Origin of the sequence: Pontibacter flavimaris (genome assembly GCF_001907195.1) — a bacterium.
Lineage (GTDB): Bacteria > Bacteroidota > Bacteroidia > Cytophagales > Hymenobacteraceae > Pontibacter > Pontibacter flavimaris.
In genome coordinates, this window is record NZ_LVWA01000009.1 from 134,817 (window position 1) to 154,586 (window position 19,770).

Consider the following 19,770-nt stretch of genomic DNA (forward strand, 5'->3'; position numbering starts at 1 on the left):
CCTCCCCTTAGTTTATCAAGAATTTCTACTATCTATCCCTCTACTAACAGCTTATGGAGCTTAAGAGAGTCGTAGTTACTGGGCTAGGCGCACTCACGCCACTTGGCAGCACCGTTCCGGAGTACTGGAACGGGCTGATCAATGGCGTGAGTGGCGCTGCACCTATCACACGCTTTGATGCGAGTAAGTTTAAGACCCAGTTTGCCTGTGAGGTAAAAGGATACGACCCGGAAAATTACTTTGACCGGAAAGAGGCCCGCAAAATGGACCTGTTTTCCCAGTTTGCCGTTGTGGCGGCCGACCAGGCCGTGGCTGACGCAAACCTGGTTGAGGGAACCTATGATCCTGACCGTGTGGGAGTGATCTGGGGCTCCGGCATCGGGGGCTTGCGCACCTTCCAGGAGGAGTGCGTGAACTTTGCCAACGGTGACGGCACGCCGCGCTTCAACCCATTCTTCATCCCGAAGATGATCGCCGACATCAGTGCCGGCCACATCTCCATCAAGCATGGCTTCCGCGGGCCTAACTTCGTTACCGTTTCTGCCTGCGCCTCCGCCACAAACGCCATCATCGACTCGTTCAACTATATCCGCCTGGGTATGGCCGACGCGATCGTGACGGGTGGTTCTGAGGCCGCCGTAACAGAGGCTGGTATCGGTGGTTTTAACGCCCTGAAAGCGCTTTCTGAGCGCAACGACTCCCCGGAGACCGCTTCGCGCCCCTTTGACAAAGACCGCGATGGCTTTGTGCTGGGCGAGGGTGCCGGTGCCCTGATTCTGGAGGAGTACGAGCACGCCAAAGCGCGTGGCGCCAAAATCTACGCCGAGGTAATCGGTGGCGGCATGTCTGCCGACGCCTACCACATCACGGCTCCTCACCCGGAGGGCCTGGGCGCACTCAACGTGATGAAAAACGTGTTGCGCGACGCCAACATCAAGCCGGAGGAAGTGGATTACATTAACGTGCACGGTACCTCCACGCCACTTGGCGACATCAGCGAGGTGAAGGCGATCCAGACGGTATTCGGCGACCACGCCTATAACCTGAACATCAGCTCCACCAAGTCCATGACGGGCCACCTGTTGGGCGCTGCCGGTGCCATTGAGGCCATCGCCTCGATCATGGCTGTTCGTCACAACATCGTGCCACCGACCATCAACCACTTCACCGATGACGACAGCTTCGATGCCCGCCTGAACTTTACGTTCAACAAGGCGCAGGAGCGTGAGGTGAAGGTGGCCATGAGCAATACCTTTGGTTTCGGTGGACATAATACCTCTGTTATATTCCGTCAATACAACGATTAGTGTTTGGGCCTTTTAAACCAGTTCGGCGCGCTTACCACAGGTTTTTTAATAGTGATAAGGGATTAGTACGCTCGCTCGCTGGTATTATTGGCAGTACACCCGATAACCTGCGGCTCTATAAGCTTGCCCTGACCCACACGTCCTTTGCCCGCCAGACCTCGGCCGGCAAGCACGAAACCAACGAGCGCCTGGAGTTCCTGGGCGATGCGGTGCTGGGTGCCGTGGTGGCCGAGCTGCTGTTCAAGAAGTTTCCGTACGAGGACGAGGGTTTTCTGACGGAGATACGCTCGCGCATCGTAAACCGGGAGTCGCTGAACCACATTGCCCTCAAGATCGGCTTGAACCTGCTGGTAAAGGTGGATAACTCCGGCCACAGCATGCGCCACAAGTCGGTGAACGGAAATGCGCTGGAGGCGCTGGTAGGCGCTATCTACCTGGACAAGGGCTATAACACCACCCGCCAGTTTATACTTGCCAAGCTGGTGAAGCCGCACGTAGACCTGCACCAGCTGGTGAACACCACGGCCAACTTCAAGAGCAAGCTGATCGAGTGGGCGCAGAGCCAGAACCTGGAGATCCGTTTCGACATCATCAAGCGCAAGCAGCAGGGCAACACCACCGAGTTCACCTCCGAAGTATACATCGACGAAAAGCCGATCGCCATTGGCGTAGGCCTCTCCAAGAAAAAAGCTGACCAGGCCGCTGCCGAGAAAGGCCTGGATTTCCTCAACATCACGTAATCATACTTGTAGGATTGTAACCAGTGGGCCGGGAAGTATACTTCGCGGCCTTTTTGCTTTGTGCCTCTACTTGTTTTTCACGCAGGTTTCCCGGCGAGCAGCCATTTAACAATACAGCAATTAAACTTAACTTGCCTCCATATACATGCGTTATAATCACCTATGGAAGAAACAAGACTAAGGCTGGCAGCGGCCGCCCTGAACCAGACCCCTATGGATTGGGAAGGCAACCTGCAGCACATAAGAACCGCCATTGCGGAGGCAAAACAAAACAACACCCACATCCTGCTGTTGCCTGAGCTGTGCATTACCGGCTACGGCTGCGAAGACCTGTTCCTGAGTCCCTGGGTAGCAGAAGAGGCCTTCGGAAAGCTACTGGAGGTAAAGGAGTGGTGCGATGGGATAACCGTGGCAGTTGGCTTGCCGATCTTTCTGAACAAGCAAGTATATAACACGGCCTGCGTCATCAAAAACAGGGAGATCGTTGGGTTTACGGCCAAGCAGTTTCTGGCCAACGATGGCGTGCACTACGAGCCGCGCTGGTTCACCCCCTGGCCCGCCAACGAGGTGCAGGAGTTCGAGATGCAGGGGCAGAAGTATAAAATAGGCGATATCATCTATGAGGAGCAGGGCGTAAAGTATGCCTTCGAGATCTGTGAGGATGCCTGGCGGCCGAACCGTCCGGCGGAACGCCACATGCCCAAGGGGGTGCAGCTTATACTTAACCCGAGCGCCAGCCACTTTGCCCTGAGCAAGACCGATGTGCGCCACAGGCTGGTGGTGGATGCCTCCAAGAAGTACCGGTGCGCCTATGTGTACGCCAACCTGCTGGGCAACGAGTCGGGGAAGATGATCTATGATGGCGAGGTGCTGATCGCGCAGAACGGCAAGCTGATCCGCCGCAATGATTTGCTCTGCTTCAAGGATGTGGACCTGGAGATTGCCGAAGTATGCTTCTCTGATAAACCGGCTATCACGGAGGTGATCGAGTACCTGCCGCCCATCGATGAGAACAAGGAACTGATCGCTGCGCTGAGCCTGGCCCTGTTCGACTACATGCGCAAGAGCCGCAGCCGTGGCTTTGTGCTGTCGCTGAGCGGCGGGGCGGATTCCTCTTTATGTGCCGTGGCGGTGGCCGAGATGGTGCGCCGCGGGGTGGAAAGCATCGGCCTGGAGGCGTTTGTGGAGAAGGCGCTGCTTTTCTCGGGAGAGGACAAGGCCCGGTTCCGGCAGCTGCCGCAGGAGGAGGCCCGCAAGGCCATTGTGGGCAAACTGCTGACCTGCGCCTACCAGGGCACCATCAACTCCTCCGACGACACTTATACTTCCGCCAAAGAGCTGGCCGACTCCATTGGGGCTACGTTCTATAACTGGACGATCGATGAGGAGGTGCAGGGTTATACTTCCAAGGTGGAGCAGGCGCTGGGCCGCCCGCTTACCTGGCAGCAGGACGACGTGACGCTGCAGAACATACAGGCCCGGGTGCGCGCCCCCGCCATCTGGATGCTGGCCAACATAAAGTATGCGCTGCTGATGGCCACCTCCAACCGCAGCGAGGCCTCGGTGGGTTACGCCACCATGGATGGCGACACGGCCGGCAGCATCTCCCCGATCGCGGGCATCGACAAGTCCTTCATCCGGCAGTTTCTGGTGTGGGCGCAGCTGGAACTGGGCTATATCGGTTTGCAGTACGTGAACAACCTGCAGCCAAGCGCGGAGCTGCGGCCACAGGAGCAGGTGCAGACCGACGAGAAGGACCTGATGCCCTACGAGGTGCTGAACATGATCGAGCGCCTGGCCTTCTACGACCGCTGCTCGCCGGAGCAGGTATACGACATCCTGCTGGAGCGGCAGGTGGGCGCACCGGAGCAGCTGAAGGCCTGGATCACGAAGTTCTACAGCCTCTGGAGCCGCAACCAGTGGAAGCGCGAACGCTACGCCCCGGCCTTCCACCTCGACGATTACAACGTGGACCCCCGCAGCTGGCTGCGCTTCCCGATCCTGAGCGGCGGCTTTAAAGAGGAGCTGCAGCGGGTGCAGGGGAAATGAAGTATAAAATGCATGGATAAAGACAGAAGGCGTTGCCACACCAGGCAGCGCCTTTTTTATACTTCACCTGTAGCTCGTCTGCCTGGCGCAGGCAAGATGCGTGGCGCGTTCCGTTTTGTCGGTGGCTGATTTATTCTAACTTTGTAGGATAACACCACCCTTATGAGCTTACTGAACTACATAACCTGGAACGTTGACCCGGAGATCTTCCACATAGGCCCCCTGAGCATCCGTTGGTACGGCCTGCTGTTCGCGCTGGGCTTTATCATCGGGCAACGCATCCTGACCAAAATATACGTGGCTGAGGGCCGCACCGAGGGCGATGTGGACGTGATCACCATTTACATGATCATCGGAACCGTAGTGGGCGCGCGCCTGGGCCATACTTTGTTTTACTCCCCGGAGTATTACCTGAGCAACCCCATTGAGATCCTGAAGATCTGGGAAGGTGGGCTGGCCAGCCACGGTGCCACCATTGGTATCCTGTTGGCCCTTTGGCTGTTCAGCCGCAAGTATAAATTCGACTACATGTGGGTGCTGGACCGCATCGTGATCGTGGTGGCGCTGGGCGGTGCCCTCATCCGACTGGGCAACCTGATGAACTCGGAGATCTTCGGCCACCCGACCAACCTGCCGTGGGGCTTCATTTTCCTGCGGCAAAACGAGTACTCGCATGTGCCGCGCCACCCCACGCAGCTGTATGAGTCGCTGAGCGTGTTCCTGCTGTTTGTGCTGCTTTACTGGCTCTGGAAGAAGTATAAAGAAGCGCTGCCAAAGGGCCTGCTGTTCGGCATTTTCGTGACGGCACTGTTCACTTTCCGCTTCCTGGTAGAGTTCCTGAAGGAGAACCAGGTGGAGAAAGAGGCAAGCATGGCTCTGAACATCGGCCAGCTGCTGAGCATCCCGCTGATCATCATTGGCTTGTTTATACTTTTTAAAGTATGGCAGAACCCCAAACCAGCCCTGCCCGGTGGCAGGCTGAAGGAAGGCCACAAAGTATAGTTAAGTATAAAACGCATCAAGAGAAAACCTCCCCGCAGGCTAAGCACAAGCGGGGAGGTTTTTTTGTGGCCAGGTTACAAAGTATAACGGTACAAATCGCCGCCCTCGCTGGTGATGATCAGCACTCCCTCGTCCTCAAAGGCCACGGCTTCCGTCTGCCCCGTGCCTTTCAGCGGCCGTTTTTCATACTTCCCTTCATAGAATTTCTCTACGCTGCCAAAGTCGCTGAAAAGGTGCAGTTCCCCCTCGCTTAGCAGTGCCACAGTTTCCTGGTCTGGGCTGATGGCGGCTCCTGTAACCTGTGCTTTTAACGGATGGCTGCCGATGAGCCGGGCCTGGTAGGTGCCTTCTTCGTCGGGGAGTTGGTATACTTTGGCGGTCTGCCCGCGGCCGCGGTCCTTGGAGATGATGTAGAGGTTGCCGTCGCTCCAGAAAAGGGCCTCGGAGTCGAAGTTGCGGTCTTTTTTCGGGGGCGGAAACTCCTTCTGGTCCTCATACTTGAAGCGGATGGCCTGCACCTGCCCCGGCTGCTCCGGATTTACCCGGTACACGGCCAGCTCGCGGCGCTTGTTGCTGTTGTTGCCCGTGTCGGCTATGTAGATGTTGCCCTCCGGGTCCTGCGCCAGGTCCTCCCAGTCCACGTTCGGGAGCTCTAGCCGGATGGTTTCCTGCAGCTTGCCCTGCGCGTCGATCCGGTACAGGTTGGGGCTGTTGCCGGCGTCATTGTGGGTCAGGTACTCCCCTTTAGCCAGCACCGCCAGACCCGAGCTCTCGCTTACCTCTGCGGGCAGCGAGGCCAGGTGCTGCAGGCCGGTGGGCGCTGCGGGCGCCTCCCCCGAAAAAGTATCCCGGAAAAAATATGCCCCCAGCCCAATGATCGCCAGGAAAATCGCCGTAATCAGAATCAGTAGCTTCATGTAGTGTAGTATAGTGCTAGTATAAACGAGAAGCGCCGGAACGCGTTAAGCCTAAAAAGTATAAAAGCGACGGTATTTTGCTGCCGCTGTTTATACTTGCCCTTTACGTTAGCAGAAAAAGATGGACATCAAGAAGATAAAGGAGACCTGCCTGTACGTGCGGGACCTGGCGGCGAGCAAAGACTTTTACCACCACCGGCTCGGCTTCCCGGTGATAGGCGAGGTGGCGGGGCGGCACGTGTTTTTCCGGGTGGGGGAGTCGGTGCTGCTGTGCTTTAACCCGGAGGCCTCTAAGGTAAGCAAGAAACTGCCGCCGCACTTTGGCTCCGGCCAGCTGCACCTGGCCTTTGAGGTGGAGAAGGAGCAGTATGACGCATGGAAACAGCAGGTGCAGGACCTCGGCATCGCCATCGAGCAGGAGTATGACTGGGGCGGCGGCTTCCTGTCGTTCTACTTCCGCGACCCGGACGAGCACCTGCTGGAGGTGGTGATGACGGGGATGTGGGAGCGGGGCGGGTGAGGCCCTGGTCGTTCCGTGTTGGAACGGAGAGTGTATATTGGGTGTTTTTCCTTTAGATTTTTTTAGCTAATTTAGTGATGTCCAATCTCCCCCAACAAACAGTTTCATCCTTAATGATTGATAGCCACGATGCATTACATAAAGACCTGGAAGCGGTAAGGCAAATCCTGGTTGTACCCACCATACTCAACGTGATTTGCGAGACCACAGGCATGGGTTTCGCGGCCGTGGCGCGCGTAACCCACGACAGGTGGCTGGCCTGCAGCGTGCGGGACGACGTGCAGTTTGGTCTGGAGGCCGGCGGAGAGCTGCAGGTCGAGACCACGCTCTGCAACGAGATACGAGACCACCGCAACCCGATCGTGATTGATTGTGTGGCAGAAGACCCGCTGTACAAAGATCACCACACACCCCGGATATACGGCCTGCAAAGCTACATCTCTATTCCCATCATCCTTAAAAACGGGGCTTTCTTCGGGACACTGTGCGCGATAGATACCAAGCCGGCTAAACTGAACAATGACAAGGTGATCGGCATGTTTACCATGTTCGCGGAGCTGCTGGCCTTTCACCTGCAGAGCCTCGAACTACTGGAGCGCAGCCAGGTGGCCGCCTTTGAGCTACAGCATGAGAACAAGGCCCTGACACAGGAGAACTTCGACCTGGAGAGTTTTGTCTACACCGCCTCCCACGACCTGAAGTCCCCTGTCTCCAACATCGAGGGCCTGCTCAACGAGTTATCCGAGGTCATTGCCAGAGAGCACCTGGACAAAGCGGATGTACGGCAGCTTATACATATGATGCGGCACTCGCTTAAGCGCTTCGCCGTGACGATAAAGGACCTGACAACCATTGTGGAGGTGGATAAGAACAGTGACAGCGCGGACACAGAGGAAATAAACCTGCAAGAGGTAGTGGAGCACGTAAAGTATGACCTGGTAAGTATGATCGCCTCGTCCGGTGCTAAAATAGAAGTGGACTGCGAGGAGGGGCTTGTACTTTACTTCTCTAAAAAGAACTTCCGCAGCATTATCTACAACCTCCTGAGCAACGCCATAAAGTATAGATCGCCGGACAGGACTCCGGAGGTGCTGCTAAAAATGGGCATGGTGGATGGAAAGGTCCAATTGTCGGTTACGGACAACGGCATGGGCATTCCGGTTGAAAAGCAGGACAAGGTCTTCACCATGTTCAGGCGCTTCCATGACCACGTGGAAGGAAGCGGCCTCGGCTTATACATCGTAAAAAGGATTCTGGATAACAGCAGGAAGCAAATCCGGTTTCGTAGCAGCGCAGCGGAAGGCACCACCTTTACGATCACCTTCTAAAGCCAGCTTCATAGCTCCCTATTCACCAGCGCCAGCGTTTCGGGGTGCAAAGTATGGCCGCCCCCGAAAGTATAAACCTGCGGTCTGATGCCTAATTCCTGCATCAGCTGTTGCTTACGCTGCAGGGTTTCCGGAGTGATAAATTCATCCTGGGTACCATAAACCAGGGCCACGGGTAGGTTAGAGAAAGCGGCTTTTCCGTTGGCAAAGTCGATATCCTCGGGGAATGAGGCGGCCCAAAGTATGAGCCGGTGCACGGGTACGTTTCGCGTGGCCAGCCAACGGCTAACGGTAGCCCCGCCCTGGGAGAAGCCCAGCACTGTTACGCGCACATTCTGCGGCAACTGGCGCAGCTGCTCCTGCAAGAGCAGGTTCAGGTAGCTGGCCTGGTCCTCAATCTCAGAAAGCCGGTCTTCCTTGGTCATCCAGGTGGCGCCTACACGGCCCGAGAACCGCTCCAGGTAAAACCGTGATAGTGCCTCCGGGGCTACCACCAGCGTCTGCCCGTCGTCCAGCACGCTGAAGTGCCGCAGGAAGAAGCGCGCCAGCTGCCCATAGCCGTGGCACACGATCCAGAGGTCCGTTATACTTTCAGAAGGCGTGCCCAAAGTATAGTAGCGGGCCGTGCGGGGCACGGTAAGGCTGTATTCATTCATGATCTAAAGATAGGCGCATTTGGGATTTATACTTCCATTACCCTTATCCAGGTGGATTACCAAGTATAACGTATACCTGGACACAGGGCCAATCAAGCTCAACTTTCTAACTTCCCAACCTTCTAACTTCCCAACCTTCTAACCTTCTAACTTCCCAACCTTCTAACCTTCTAACTCCCAAACTCCCAAACTCCCAAACTCTCTAACTCTCTACAGGTGGTCTGGTGTGAACTGGAAGGGCAGCAGGTCGGCTACGCACTCAAAGCGGTAGAAACGGCCGTTGGGAGCCTGCAACAGGACGGGTATGGGCTCCTGCTGGCGGAACTCGTACTCCGCCATTACCTGGCGACAAGCCCCGCAGGGCATAGCTGGCACAAACTGCTGCTCGTGGCGGCGGCGTGCGGTTACGGCCAGCAGCTTTATCCTGGCTTTGGGGTGATGCGCGCTCAGGGCAAACAGGGCGGTGCGCTCTGCGCAGAGGCCCGACGGGTATGCCGCATTCTCCTGGTTGCTGCCTTTAAACAGCGTGCCGTCCTCCAGCAGCAGGGCCGCCCCCACCAGAAAATTGGAATAGGGAGCGTAAGCGTCGTTGGCGGCCTCCCGGGCAAGCTGCATGGCCTGCTCCTCCTCCGGCGACAGCTCCTGCGGCTCCAGCACATCCACACTTATTTCAATATTCAGTTTACTTGCCATTTCGTATCAGGTCGGTTCAAAAATCAGAAAAGGGCTATAAATTTAAGCTTATATTCTGATAAAACCATACTTAACCTTTGCCTTGCACCATGTAATTTCTAACTTATGGGCAAACACCACAACCTCACTATGAAGAAGATCCTGCTTCTGGGAGCCGGCCGCTCGGCTTCGTCGCTAATAAAATATTTATTTGATAACGCCACCGCCGAGAACTGGCACATCACCATTGGCGATATAAGTATAACGCACCTGCAACCGCTCGTGGAACCCATTTCTTTTGCTCAGGCAATTACCTTTAACGTGCACGATGCCAAGCAACGGGCTGCGGAGGTAGGCAAGGCCGACCTGGTGATCTCGCTGCTGCCGGCCATTTTTCATATCGAGGTGGCGCGGGAGTGCCTCAAGCAAGAGAAGCACCTGATCACGGCCAGCTACGTGTCGCCGGACTTTCTGGCGCTGCACGCCGAGGCCCAGCAGAAGAACCTGACGATCCTGATGGAATCCGGCCTGGACCCGGGCATCGACCACATGTCGGCCATGCGCGTGATCAAAAGTATAAAAGATGCGGGTGGCAAGCTCACCTCGTTTAAGTCGTATACTGGCGGCCTGGTCGCACCGGAGTCGGATAACAACCCGTGGAACTATAAGTTTACCTGGAACCCGCGCAACGTGGTGCTGGCGGGGCAGGGCACGGCCAAGTATATCAAAGAAGGGCAGTACAAGTATATTCCGTACCATAAGCTGTTTCAGCGTACCGATGAATTCTACGTGGAGGGCTACGGCCATTTCGAGGGCTACGCCAACCGCGACTCCCTGAGCTACCGCGAACCCTACGGCCTGCTCGACATCCCCACCATGCTGCGGGGCACCCTGCGCCGCAAAGGCTATTGCAAGGCCTGGGACGCATTCGTGCAGCTCGGCCTTACCGACGACAGCTATACCCTGGATGGCTCAGAACGCATGACCTACCGCACCTTTGTGGAGTCTTTCCTGCCGCCTGCCGCCTCGCCCGAGCAAAGTATGGCAGAGCGCTTGAGTCTATACTTAGGTATCCCTGCGGAAGGTGAGGTGATGCAGAAACTGGAGTGGTTGGGGCTGTTTGAAGATACACCTGTAAGTATGGAAGCTGCTACGCCGGCACAAATCCTCGAAAAGATCCTGAAAGAAAAGCTAAGCCTTACGCCGGGCGACAAGGACATGATCGTGATGCAGCACCAGTTCGGGTATGAGCTGAACGGTGAGCTGCGCGAGGTAACCTCCACGTTGGTGGCATTGGGCGAGGACGAGGTACAGACCGCCATGGCGAAAACCGTCGGTTTGCCGGTAGGCATACTGGCCAGGCTGCTGTTGCAGGGCAAAATCACGCACCGTGGCGTGGTGATTCCGATCTACCCGGAGCTGTACGAGCCGGTGCTGGCGGAGCTGGAGGAGTATGGAATTACCTTTGTGGAAACCGAGAGGGTGGTGGAGCGAAGTATATAAAGTATGCTAGGTAAGACAAGTGAGTCTCAGAGCCTCTCCTATACTTTTTAAAATTGATTTATGGATATGGAAGAACAACAGCGGCAGGTAATAGAGCATTACATTAGTGCTTACAACTCGTTTGACGTGGCCGGAATGGTACAGGACCTGCATCCGGACATCGTTTTTGAGAATATTTCTGATGGTGCCACCAACCTTAAGATTCAGGGTATTTCCGGTTTCCGGCAGCATGCGGAGAATGCGGCGCAGTACTTCCGGGAGCGGGAACAGCGGGTGAAAAGCATCAGCTTTCAGGATGGCATAGCCGAGGTGGCCATTGATTACGAAGGCACGGTGGCCGTGGACCTGCCCAACGGCATGCAGGCGGGAGAAAAAGTAAGTATGGAAGGAAAGTCTATCTTCTACTTCTCCGGCCATAAGATCATCCGGCTGCAGGATATCAGTTGAAGCCGCAGGTTATACTTTCAAAGGTATAGATAGTATGGCTGCAACAGCTGCCTGAACTCGGAAGTATAGGTTACCTTATCCTCCTCCCGGATAAAGAAGTCTTTCAAAACAGGCGCTGTTTCCGGAGCAAAAGTATACGTCTGGATGTGGCGGATGCACTTGCCGCCATGATAGGTAAACACCTGCAGCGCCTCCTGCAAGTATAAATCAGAGGCTTTGGCCAGCCCGGCAAAGTATAAAGCTTCGGCGGGAGGCAGCAGCAAGTATAACCTCCCCTGCTCGGTCAGGTGCTGCTGGGCGAAGAATAAGATGTCCTCAAAAAGCAGTTCTCCGGTGTGCTTGGCGGTGTTCCTGGCTGCGTCCGGTGATTTGAGCGAGCTCAGGAAGAAAGGCGGGTTGGAAAGTATAAGGTCATACTTCGGGCGCTCCTGCCTGGCAAACTCCTGCAGGCTTTGTTGGTGCAAGTGCAGCCGCTCAGACCAGGGGCTGGCGGCAAAGTTCTCCTGCGCCTGTTGCTGTGCCTCCGGGTTGATCTCCACGGCATCTATACTTGCCCCGCTGCGCTGCGCCACCATCAGCGAGAGCAGCCCCGTGCCCGTGCCAATATCCAGTATCCGCTGCGCCTCCCCAACCTCCACATAGGCCCCGAACACGCAGGAATCGGTGCATACCTTCATGGCGCACCTGTCCTGCTCCACCCGGAACTGCTTGAACTGAAAGTATGAATTGGGCACGGGGAGGTCGTTATTGGTTAATCGTTGTTCGTTATTAGTTATGAGTGTGGGGCTGAAGCGAGGAAAAATGTTGTGCCTCTCGTGTGCAGCTTTGGCTGTTCGTAAAAGAATTTGACGCTTATACATGCTCGAATAACGAACAACTAATAACGAATAACCAAGCTATCAACTCGGCTGGCACGCCCCGGACTCGAAGCCCTGGTCGATGAGAAGGTTAGGGGAGAGGGCGCTGTTTACCGCCAGCACGTCGCAGCGCTCATTTTCGGGATGGCCGGCGTGGCCGCGTATCCATACAAATTTTACCTTATGCTTAGGGTACACGCGCAGGAAACGGGACCACAGGTCGGCGTTGGCTTTGCCTTTAAAGCCTTTCTTCTGCCAGCCAAACACCCAGCCCTTTTCCACGGCATCCACCACATACTTGGAGTCGGAGTAAACGGTAACCGGCATGCCGGGCTTTGTAATCGCCTCCAGCCCCTTGATCACGGCCAGCAGCTCCATGCGGTTGTTGGTTGTTTTACGGAATCCCTCTGTCAGTTCTTTCTCGTGCTGCTTCCAGCGCAGAATGGTGCCGTAGCCCCCCGGTCCCGGGTTGCCGCGCGAGGCTCCGTCAGTGAATAATTCGATCATGTACTTAAATGAGTGAATGAGTGAATGGGTGCATGAGCGAATGCTTAAAATTCACTCAGTCGCTCATTCACTCATTCAAAATTACAAATTCGTTTTAAACAGTTTGATAGCGATGGCGAGCAGGATGACACCGAAGACCTTGCGCAGCACGTCGGCCCCGCCCTTGCCCAGTTTAGCCTCAATCCAGCTGCTCGATTTGAGCACGATGTACACGAACACCAGGTTGATCACAATGCCTACCAACACGTTGGGCAGCGAGTAAGCAGCCCGTAGCGAGAGCAGCGTGGTCATGGTGCCGGCCCCCACGATAAGCGGAAAGGCCAGCGGCACAATGGAGCCGCTTTTGGTATCCGGATCGGTATGGAAGAAGTCCTTGCCCAGGATCATCTCCAGGCCGATCAGGAAGATGATAATGGCACCGGCCATGGCGAACGACTCAAAGTCGATGCCGAAGAGCTTCAGGATGGACTGCCCCAGAAACAGAAATGCGATCATCAGGATACCCGAGATAATGGTGGCCTTCTCCGACTCGATCCTGCCTTCGCGCTTGCGCAGGTTGATGATGATCGGGATGGAGCCGATGATATCGATCACGGCGAACAGCGTGAGCGTAACAGAGGCTATCTCTTTGATGCTAAACATAGACAGTTAGAGAGTTAAAGATTTAGAGAGTTAGAGAGTCAGGCAAAATTGGAAAATCAGCAGTTCTAGGATGCAAAAGAACTCCTAATCGCTCTAACTCCCAAACTCTTTAACTCTGCTTAGGCGTAATAATGCAGGAAAAAGCGCTTCAGCTCCTCGTATTCCTCATCCTCTATGGCCGGGAAGTTGGCGATGCGGAACGTGGTGCGTGCCCAGGGGCCGTAGCCGTTGCCCAGGCGGATGTTGTGGTGCAGGGCGCGCTTCTTGGCATCTTCTATTAATTTGTCGTTACCTGCCAGCGTAATCACCGTTTTGGAACGTACTTCCTCGTTTTCCACCAGCGGCTTAAAGTCGTCGAACTGCTCAAAGAAAGTATACAGGTCCTGGGCGCGGTCGGTCAGGTGCTGGTCTATGCCTTTGATAAAGGGCCGGTCCTCGAGCATGCGCTTGAGCAGGTAAATGTTGAGCTCGTTGGGCGTATGCGTGGTCTGGTAGTTCAGCATTTTCTCATAGATGGGCACCAGGCTGTTGTAATGGTTGCGCTCGGCCATCTTCTTCGCCCTGAAAATAGAGCGCGGCGAGCAGGCTATCACCGCCAGGCCCGGCGGCAGGCCAAAGCACTTCTGCACCGAGGCAAACCAGATGTCGGCCTTGATCAGTTTCAGGTTCAGTCCGGCCATGGAGGAGGTCGCGTCCACGGCAATCAGGGTGTCGCGGAAGCGGTTGTGCAGGTTCAGGATAGTGGTGGGGCTTACCTGCGTGCCGTTGGAGGTTTCGTTCTGCGTAAAGCAGATCAGCTCGGTGTCGGCGCTTATTTGCAGCTCGCTCACCGGCATCGGCTCATTAAAATCGAACTGGAGCCCCTCTGCGGCGGGGCGCAGCTTTTTGGCGTATTCAAACCACTTCTGCCCAAACGAGCCATTGTAAATGTGGTAGCTCTTGTGCTTGGTAAGGCTCTGAATCAGGATCTCCCAGCACTCAGTGGCCGATGAGGTGAAGAAAATATAGTAATCCTGCGGGATGTTGAGCTTGCGCTTGATGGAGCCAACCACTGCCCGCGACACCTGCACAAACTGCTCGCCCCGGTGTGGGGTGCTCAGAATACCCTCATCGTAGGCATCTACAAGGTAGGTGCGCACTTCAGGGTATACTTTGGAGGGGCCGGGATAGAAGTTGAGCATGAGGCGGTAATTTATATAGTTTTCACACTATATTATAGAAATTGTATTTAATGAACCTATAACGATGCAGGTTGCCAAAATCATACATTAAAGCCGATCTGTTTTGGCTTCAGGCGCTCAAAATACTGCAGCGCAAGCCGGTAGCTCTCCAGCCCGAAGCCGCTGATGCTGCCTTTGCAGTAAGGCGCGATCATACTTTTCTGCCGCCAGGCCTCCCGGGCATGAACATTGGAAATATGCACTTCCACCACCGGCGTGTCGATGGCCCTGATGGCATCCGAAAGCGCCACCGACGTATGGGTGTAGGCACCGGCGTTAAACACGATGCCCTTGTGGCTAAAGCCCACCTCGTGCAGCTTGTCGATCAATACGCCTTCCGTGTTCGACTGGAAATACGAGAGCTCCAGCACCGGAAACGCCGCTTTCAGCTCCTCAAAATAATCTTCGAAGGAGCGGCTGCCGTATACTGATTTCTCGCGCACCCCCAGCAGGTTCAGGTTCGGGCCGTTCAGGATGAGTATCTTCATAGTTAAAGTATGCAAACTTCCAAAGCTACAAAGGTAAGGATTAACTATCTTTGCGTGATAAAAATTGTTTAATTGTTGGCCGGTTAAATTGGTAAATGTTTGGGCAGAGGGTACGAAAAGTATACTTCCCCGACTTTCTAACTTTTTAACTTTCTAACTTTCTAACTCCCAACCGTGAACTGGCGCATCTGCATCAAGCAATTCGAGGAATACCTGAAACTGGAGAAGTCGCTCTCGCGCCACTCGGTAGAGGCTTACGGGCGCGATGTGCGCAAACTGGTCGAGTTCCTGGATGCGCGCGGGCTGCAGGTAGCGCCCGAGGAGATGGCGCCGGCCATACTTCGTGATTTCCTGGAGTGGATAAACGAACTGGGCATGACGCCGCACTCGCAGGCCCGCACCCTCTCCGGCATCCGCGCCTTCTACAAGTTTCTCATCATGGAGGACATGATGCAGACCGACCCCACCGATACCATCGAGGCGCCGAAACTGAGTCGCAAACTGCCCGATACCCTCGCCTTCCATGAGATAGAGGAGCTGCTGGCCGCCATCGACCTCTCCACGCCCGAGGGCACCCGCAACCGCGCCATGCTGGAGACGCTCTACAGCTCCGGCCTCCGCGTGTCTGAGCTGCTGGAACTGCGCATCAGCAACTTGTATGAAGATGCCGGGTTCCTGAAGATCTCCGGTAAGGGCGAGAAAGAGCGCCTGGTGCCGATCGGGCGCGACGCGCTGAAGCACATTAAGCTCTACCGCGAAGGCATCCGCTGCCACCTCAACATCAAGAAAGGGCACGAGGATATCCTCTTCCTGAACCGCCGCGGCGCTAAACTGACGCGCGTGATGGTGTTCACGATCATCAAAGACCTGGCCGCCAAAGCCGGTATCCAGAAAACGGTGAGCCCCCACACGTTCCGCCACTCCTTTGCCACGCACCTGATTGAGGGCGGCGCCGACCTGCGTGCCGTGCAGGAGATGCTGGGCCATGAGTCCATCACTACCACCGAGATCTACACACACCTGGACCGCGACTACCTGAAGCAGGTGATCAAGGATTTTCACCCGCGAAGCTGATAAAAGTATAAGCCTCTAAACCCAACCACTATGTCAGAGCCACACGCAACAAACGGATCCGGTTTTAGGGAGTTTCTGCCCGAGTTTGTGTACGGCGGCATAGACGGTGCCATTACTACTTTTGCCGTGGTGGCCGGCGCCACGGGCGCCGGTTTTGAGATTCCGGTAATTATCATACTTGGTTTTGCCAACCTTATCGCGGACGGCTTCTCTATGTCGGTGGGTAATTTCTTTTCCTCCAAGGCAAACGTGGATGCCTACGACAAGCATAAAGCCACCGAGTACTGGGAGATCGAAAACCTGCGGGAGACGGAGGTGGAGGAGATCCGCGACATCTACCGGAAAAAAGGCTTTGAGGGGGAACTGCTGGAGCAGGTAGTGGGGGTGATCACCTCTAACAAGGATGTATGGGTGGACACCATGATGAAGGAGGAACTGGAGCTATCCAAAGACCGCAAATCCCCCTACCAGACAGCCGGCATGACCTTCTTCTCCTTTCTGCTGATCGGGTTTATACCTTTGGCAGCCTATGTATTTGCCCTGCTCTTTAACACCAGCCAGGATAACCTATTTCTCTACGCCTGCCTGCTTACGGGGGTGGCGCTAAGTATAATCGGGGTGCTGAAGAGCACGTTGAATGATAAAAACGTGCTGCAAGGCTTGGCCGAAACGCTGTTTCTGGGTGGCATTGCCGCTATACTGGCCTACTTCGCCGGCGATTTCCTGGAGAACCTATTCAGGTGATATGACTGCAGCTGTACTTTTATACTTGCTTTAAGTTTTCTGAACCAGCTGACCAACTAATCAGGTTGCAATATCTTTGCCTTAAAGCAGTTATTCACGTTAGTGCCGGACACATGGCAATCTTTATACTTACCACACCCTGATATTCCAAATGAAGCAATCTCTTTGCAGCCTTACGCTTATTTTATTTCTCTTTATTCCCTTTCTCGCACTACCCCAATCTGTAAGCGACATTACGCCTACGCCTGTGCAGGTTAACCAGAAGCGGCGAGGGCATGTTGCCATTAACCGGGAAGCACAGATTGTGTATGATGCGCAGTTTGCGGACCAGGCCGCTTATCTGGAAGAGATGCTGGCTGCCCAGACCGGGCTGCGCCTGGCGCTACAGCCGAACAACCGGCAGAAAAACACTGCCGGCAACCGCATACGCCTGCTGTTTGGTGGGCGGGCTATCACAAAGGCGGAAATGTATACTTTAACGGTTTCGGGTAAAGATGTCATCATCAGGGCCAAAGACACAGGCGGTATGGTATATGGCATCCAGACGCTGCTGCAGCTTTTCCCGCTGGAGCAGGTAGCAGAAGTGGAAATTCCAAACGTGGAAATAAAGGACTATCCGCGCTTTTCCTACCGGGGCATGCACCTGGACGTGGTGCGGCATATGTTCCCGCTTGAGTTCATCAAAAAGTATATCGACTACCTGGCTTTCCATAAATTCAACACCTTCCACTGGCACCTGACCGACGACCAGGGCTGGCGCATTGAAATAGAGTCTTACCCCAAACTTAACACCATCGGCTCCTGGCGTGAGGCAACCCTGATCGGCCACTTTAAAGACCAGCCCGCCCGCTACGACTCGACCCGCTACGGCGGCTATTATACCAAGGATGAGGTGCGCGAGGTGATTCGCTATGCCGCGGTCCGGGGGATCAGCATCATTCCTGAAATAGACATACCCGGCCATAGCCGCGCCACCATAGCGGCCTATCCGGAATTTAGCACCCGCCCCGACACTACCTGGAATGTGGCGACCACCTGGGGCATGTATAACCGCCAGAACAACGTACTGCAGCCAAATCCCGCTACCTTTAAGTTCCTGGAGAAGGTTTTTCAGGAGGTGGCAGAGCTGTTTCCGGCCCCGTACTTCCACCTGGGTGGGGATGAGTGCAGCAAAATGTGGTGGAAAGCCGACCCGGTGTCGCAGCAGTTTATCCAGGACCACAACCTGAAGGATGAGAAGGGGCTGCAGACCTACTTTGTGGAGCAGGTGGCTGGCTACCTGGCTGCGAAGGGAAAGAAAGTGATCGGCTGGCACGAGATTCTGGAAGGGGACCTGGACACCTCTACCCTGATCATGAACTGGGGCGGGGAGAAGGAAGGCATTGCCGCTGCCATGCGCGGGCACCAGGTCATAATGGCACCGGGCAAGCCGTTATACTTTGACCATTACCAGTCGAAAGACCCGCTGGACAGCCTCGCCATCCATGGTTATAACCCTCTAGATGCTGTCTATGCCTTCGAGCCCGTGCCTGACACCTTACGTAAGCTAAACCTGGATCGCTTTATTGTGGGGGCGCAGGCCAACGTGTGGACAGAGTACATCGGCAGTCCGGCTAAGGTAGAGTACATGGTCTTCCCGAGGATGACGGCACTGAGCGAGGTGCTTTGGTCCCCACGCCACAAGAGAGATTACCAGGACTTCAAAAGGAGGCTTGAGCAAGCCATCATCCCACGGTATGAATATTGGGGAGCTGCCTATTTCCGTAATTTTGAGCAATGGACGGCGGAGAAGTAAAGAGGGGCGACACAAACTGTTTCTGAATCAGGGCAGCTTTGCTAGCGCAGGCAAGGGGGGTATTCTGATGCTGGCTCAGGGTGTGACAGGAGACAAAATGGCCTTCTCAGGGCTTGTTGTAGCTCGCTTTTCTAAAAGATCCACTTCCTTCAGCAATCATTAAAACCTAATCCTATCTTTGCAGGCAAGTATAACCTAACCCGATACGCCGTGTATAAGAGCCTCCTGCGCCCGCTGCTTTTCCAGCTTGATCCCGAGAAAGTGCATTACCTCACTACCGATGCCCTGCGTGCCTCGCTGAGACTGCCTTTCGCCAAAAGCATTACCGAAAGTATGTTTAAGTTGGAGGATGCGAGGCTGGAGCGCGAGCTGTTCGGACTGAGGTTCCCAAACCCGGTGGGGCTGGCCGCAGGCTTTGATAAGGACGCGATGCTGGTGGACGAACTGGCCGAGCTGGGCTTTGGCTTTGTGGAGATCGGCACCCTGACGCCCAAGCCGCAGCCGGGCAATGACAAGCCGCGCCTGTTCCGTTTGCCGCAGGACCAGGCCATCATCAACCGCATGGGCTTTAACAACCTGGGGGTGGATGCGGCTGTGCGGAGGCTGGAGCAGCGCAAAAGCAACATCCTTGTGGGCGGCAACATCGGCAAGAACAAGGTAACACCGAACGAGGAGGCGCTCCGCGATTACTTATACTGCTTCAGGGCGTTGTTCCACGTGGTGGATTACTTTGTGGTGAACGTGAGCTCGCCCAACACGCCGGATTTGCGCGCGCTGCAGGACAAGGAGCCGCTGCAGAAGCTGCTGGTTTCGCTGCAGGAGGAGAACCAGAAAATGGGCACGCCCAAGCCGCTGCTGCTCAAAATAGCCCCGGACCTGAACCTGGACCAGCTCAACGACATCATCGAAATTGCTCAGGAGGCCAAACTCAGCGGCATCATCGCCACGAACACCACCGTCAGCCGCCAGGGCCTGCAAACGACAGGGGCGCGGGTACAGGAAATCGGAATGGGCGGCCTGAGCGGAAAACCGCTGACCATCCCTTCTACCCAAATTATACAGCACCTGCGCACGTTTCTGCCCCCTGCTATCCGTTTGATCGGGGTGGGCGGCATCATGACGGCCCAGGACGCGGTAGACAAAATGAACGCCGGTGCCGACCTGGTGCAACTCTACACCGGCTTCATCTATGAAGGGCCATCCCTGATAAGCCAGATCAATAAAAAATTACTTTCCAGATAAGCCACATTCGGACAGGCGGGCTGAGGCATTGCCACGAAAAAGTGTAAATTTGGGATTCTA

Annotated in this window: 20 protein-coding genes; 12 read left to right on the plus strand and 8 right to left on the minus strand. The window is 55.3% G+C overall.

Translation table 11 applies throughout. From position 1 onward, the window contains the following. The first annotated feature begins 53 nt into the window (after positions 1–53). From fabF to lgt, 4 genes are all read left to right on the plus strand, one after another. The gene (gene fabF / locus A3841_RS14740; RefSeq protein WP_073853228.1) at positions 54–1,307 is read left to right on the plus strand and encodes a beta-ketoacyl-ACP synthase II; all 1,254 of its coding nucleotides are present in this window, start codon (positions 54–56) and stop codon (positions 1,305–1,307) included. Then, positions 1,307–2,047: a ribonuclease III gene (rnc, locus tag A3841_RS14745; protein WP_073853231.1), complete on the plus strand. Its 741-nt coding sequence runs from the start codon at positions 1,307–1,309 to the stop codon at positions 2,045–2,047. Before fabF ends, rnc begins: the two co-directional genes overlap by 1 nt. A 162-nt stretch (positions 2,048–2,209) precedes the next feature. Beyond that, entirely contained in the window at positions 2,210–4,096 is a 1,887-nt protein-coding gene (gene nadE, locus A3841_RS14750; RefSeq protein WP_073853233.1) for an NAD(+) synthase, read from the plus strand. A 162-nt stretch (positions 4,097–4,258) separates the two neighbouring features. Next, positions 4,259–5,098 carry a prolipoprotein diacylglyceryl transferase gene (lgt, locus tag A3841_RS14755; RefSeq protein ID WP_073853236.1) on the plus strand — a complete coding sequence of 280 codons (840 nt, stop codon included), beginning with the start codon at positions 4,259–4,261 and terminating at the stop codon, positions 5,096–5,098. Positions 5,099–5,172: 74 nt separating this feature from the next. Here lgt and A3841_RS14760 read toward each other — a convergent pair whose 3' ends face one another. After that, complete coding sequence (locus tag A3841_RS14760; RefSeq protein WP_073853238.1) at positions 5,173–6,015, minus strand: hypothetical protein; 843 nt, start codon at positions 6,013–6,015, stop codon at positions 5,173–5,175. 121 nt (positions 6,016–6,136) lie between these two features. Between A3841_RS14760 and A3841_RS14765 the strand changes: the two genes are divergently transcribed. Both A3841_RS14765 and A3841_RS14770 read left to right on the plus strand, forming a co-directional pair. Next, positions 6,137–6,535 (plus strand): VOC family protein, encoded by a 399-nt coding sequence (locus tag A3841_RS14765; RefSeq protein WP_073853240.1) that lies wholly within the window; start codon positions 6,137–6,139, stop codon positions 6,533–6,535. 113 nt (positions 6,536–6,648) lie between these two features. Further along, positions 6,649–7,863 carry a sensor histidine kinase gene (locus A3841_RS14770; protein WP_073853243.1) on the plus strand — a complete coding sequence of 405 codons (1,215 nt, stop codon included), beginning with the start codon at positions 6,649–6,651 and terminating at the stop codon, positions 7,861–7,863. A gap of 8 nt (positions 7,864–7,871) precedes the next feature. Here the strand turns inward: A3841_RS14770 and A3841_RS14775 are convergent, their stop codons facing one another. Both A3841_RS14775 and cdd read right to left on the minus strand, forming a co-directional pair. Beyond that, complete coding sequence (locus A3841_RS14775; RefSeq protein ID WP_073853245.1) at positions 7,872–8,519, minus strand: alpha/beta hydrolase; 648 nt, start codon at positions 8,517–8,519, stop codon at positions 7,872–7,874. A 210-nt stretch (positions 8,520–8,729) separates the two neighbouring features. Next, entirely contained in the window at positions 8,730–9,212 is a 483-nt protein-coding gene (cdd, locus tag A3841_RS14780; RefSeq protein ID WP_073853248.1) for a cytidine deaminase, read from the minus strand. Positions 9,213–9,341: 129 nt separating this feature from the next. On the opposite strand from cdd, the gene A3841_RS14785 reads away from it, so the two are divergent. Both A3841_RS14785 and A3841_RS14790 read left to right on the plus strand, forming a co-directional pair. Beyond that, positions 9,342–10,694, plus strand: a complete 1,353-nt coding sequence (locus A3841_RS14785) for a saccharopine dehydrogenase C-terminal domain-containing protein (protein ID WP_073853463.1) — start codon at positions 9,342–9,344, stop codon at positions 10,692–10,694. 66 nt (positions 10,695–10,760) lie between these two features. Beyond that, entirely contained in the window at positions 10,761–11,141 is a 381-nt protein-coding gene (locus tag A3841_RS14790; protein WP_083610386.1) for a nuclear transport factor 2 family protein, read from the plus strand. Between the two features lie 17 nt (positions 11,142–11,158). Here the strand turns inward: A3841_RS14790 and A3841_RS14795 are convergent, their stop codons facing one another. The 5 genes from A3841_RS14795 to aroQ form a co-directional block, all read right to left on the minus strand. After that, positions 11,159–11,875, minus strand: coding sequence for a tRNA1(Val) (adenine(37)-N6)-methyltransferase (locus tag A3841_RS14795; protein ID WP_073853252.1), 717 nt, complete (start codon positions 11,873–11,875; stop codon positions 11,159–11,161). 165 nt (positions 11,876–12,040) lie between these two features. Beyond that, on the minus strand, positions 12,041–12,505 hold the full coding sequence (gene rnhA, locus A3841_RS14800; protein WP_073853255.1) for a ribonuclease HI: 465 nt from the start codon (positions 12,503–12,505) through the stop codon (positions 12,041–12,043). A gap of 81 nt (positions 12,506–12,586) precedes the next feature. Further along, positions 12,587–13,147, minus strand: coding sequence for a MarC family protein (locus tag A3841_RS14805; RefSeq protein ID WP_073853258.1), 561 nt, complete (start codon positions 13,145–13,147; stop codon positions 12,587–12,589). Positions 13,148–13,266: 119 nt separating this feature from the next. After that, positions 13,267–14,328: an aminotransferase class V-fold PLP-dependent enzyme gene (locus tag A3841_RS14810; RefSeq protein ID WP_073853260.1), complete on the minus strand. Its 1,062-nt coding sequence runs from the start codon at positions 14,326–14,328 to the stop codon at positions 13,267–13,269. An 80-nt stretch (positions 14,329–14,408) separates the two neighbouring features. Continuing rightward, positions 14,409–14,855 carry a type II 3-dehydroquinate dehydratase gene (gene aroQ, locus A3841_RS14815; protein ID WP_073853262.1) on the minus strand — a complete coding sequence of 149 codons (447 nt, stop codon included), beginning with the start codon at positions 14,853–14,855 and terminating at the stop codon, positions 14,409–14,411. 174 nt (positions 14,856–15,029) lie between these two features. On the opposite strand from aroQ, the gene xerD reads away from it, so the two are divergent. From xerD to A3841_RS14835, 4 genes are all read left to right on the plus strand, one after another. Continuing rightward, positions 15,030–15,929: a site-specific tyrosine recombinase XerD gene (gene xerD, locus A3841_RS14820; protein ID WP_073853264.1), complete on the plus strand. Its 900-nt coding sequence runs from the start codon at positions 15,030–15,032 to the stop codon at positions 15,927–15,929. 30 nt (positions 15,930–15,959) lie between these two features. Continuing rightward, positions 15,960–16,673 carry a VIT1/CCC1 transporter family protein gene (locus A3841_RS14825; protein ID WP_139307978.1) on the plus strand — a complete coding sequence of 238 codons (714 nt, stop codon included), beginning with the start codon at positions 15,960–15,962 and terminating at the stop codon, positions 16,671–16,673. Between the two features lie 247 nt (positions 16,674–16,920). Further along, positions 16,921–18,468, plus strand: a complete 1,548-nt coding sequence (locus A3841_RS14830) for a beta-N-acetylhexosaminidase (RefSeq protein WP_235861428.1) — start codon at positions 16,921–16,923, stop codon at positions 18,466–18,468. Positions 18,469–18,678: 210 nt separating this feature from the next. Next, positions 18,679–19,710, plus strand: coding sequence for a quinone-dependent dihydroorotate dehydrogenase (locus tag A3841_RS14835; RefSeq protein WP_073853268.1), 1,032 nt, complete (start codon positions 18,679–18,681; stop codon positions 19,708–19,710). Positions 19,711–19,770: the final 60 nt, after the last annotated feature.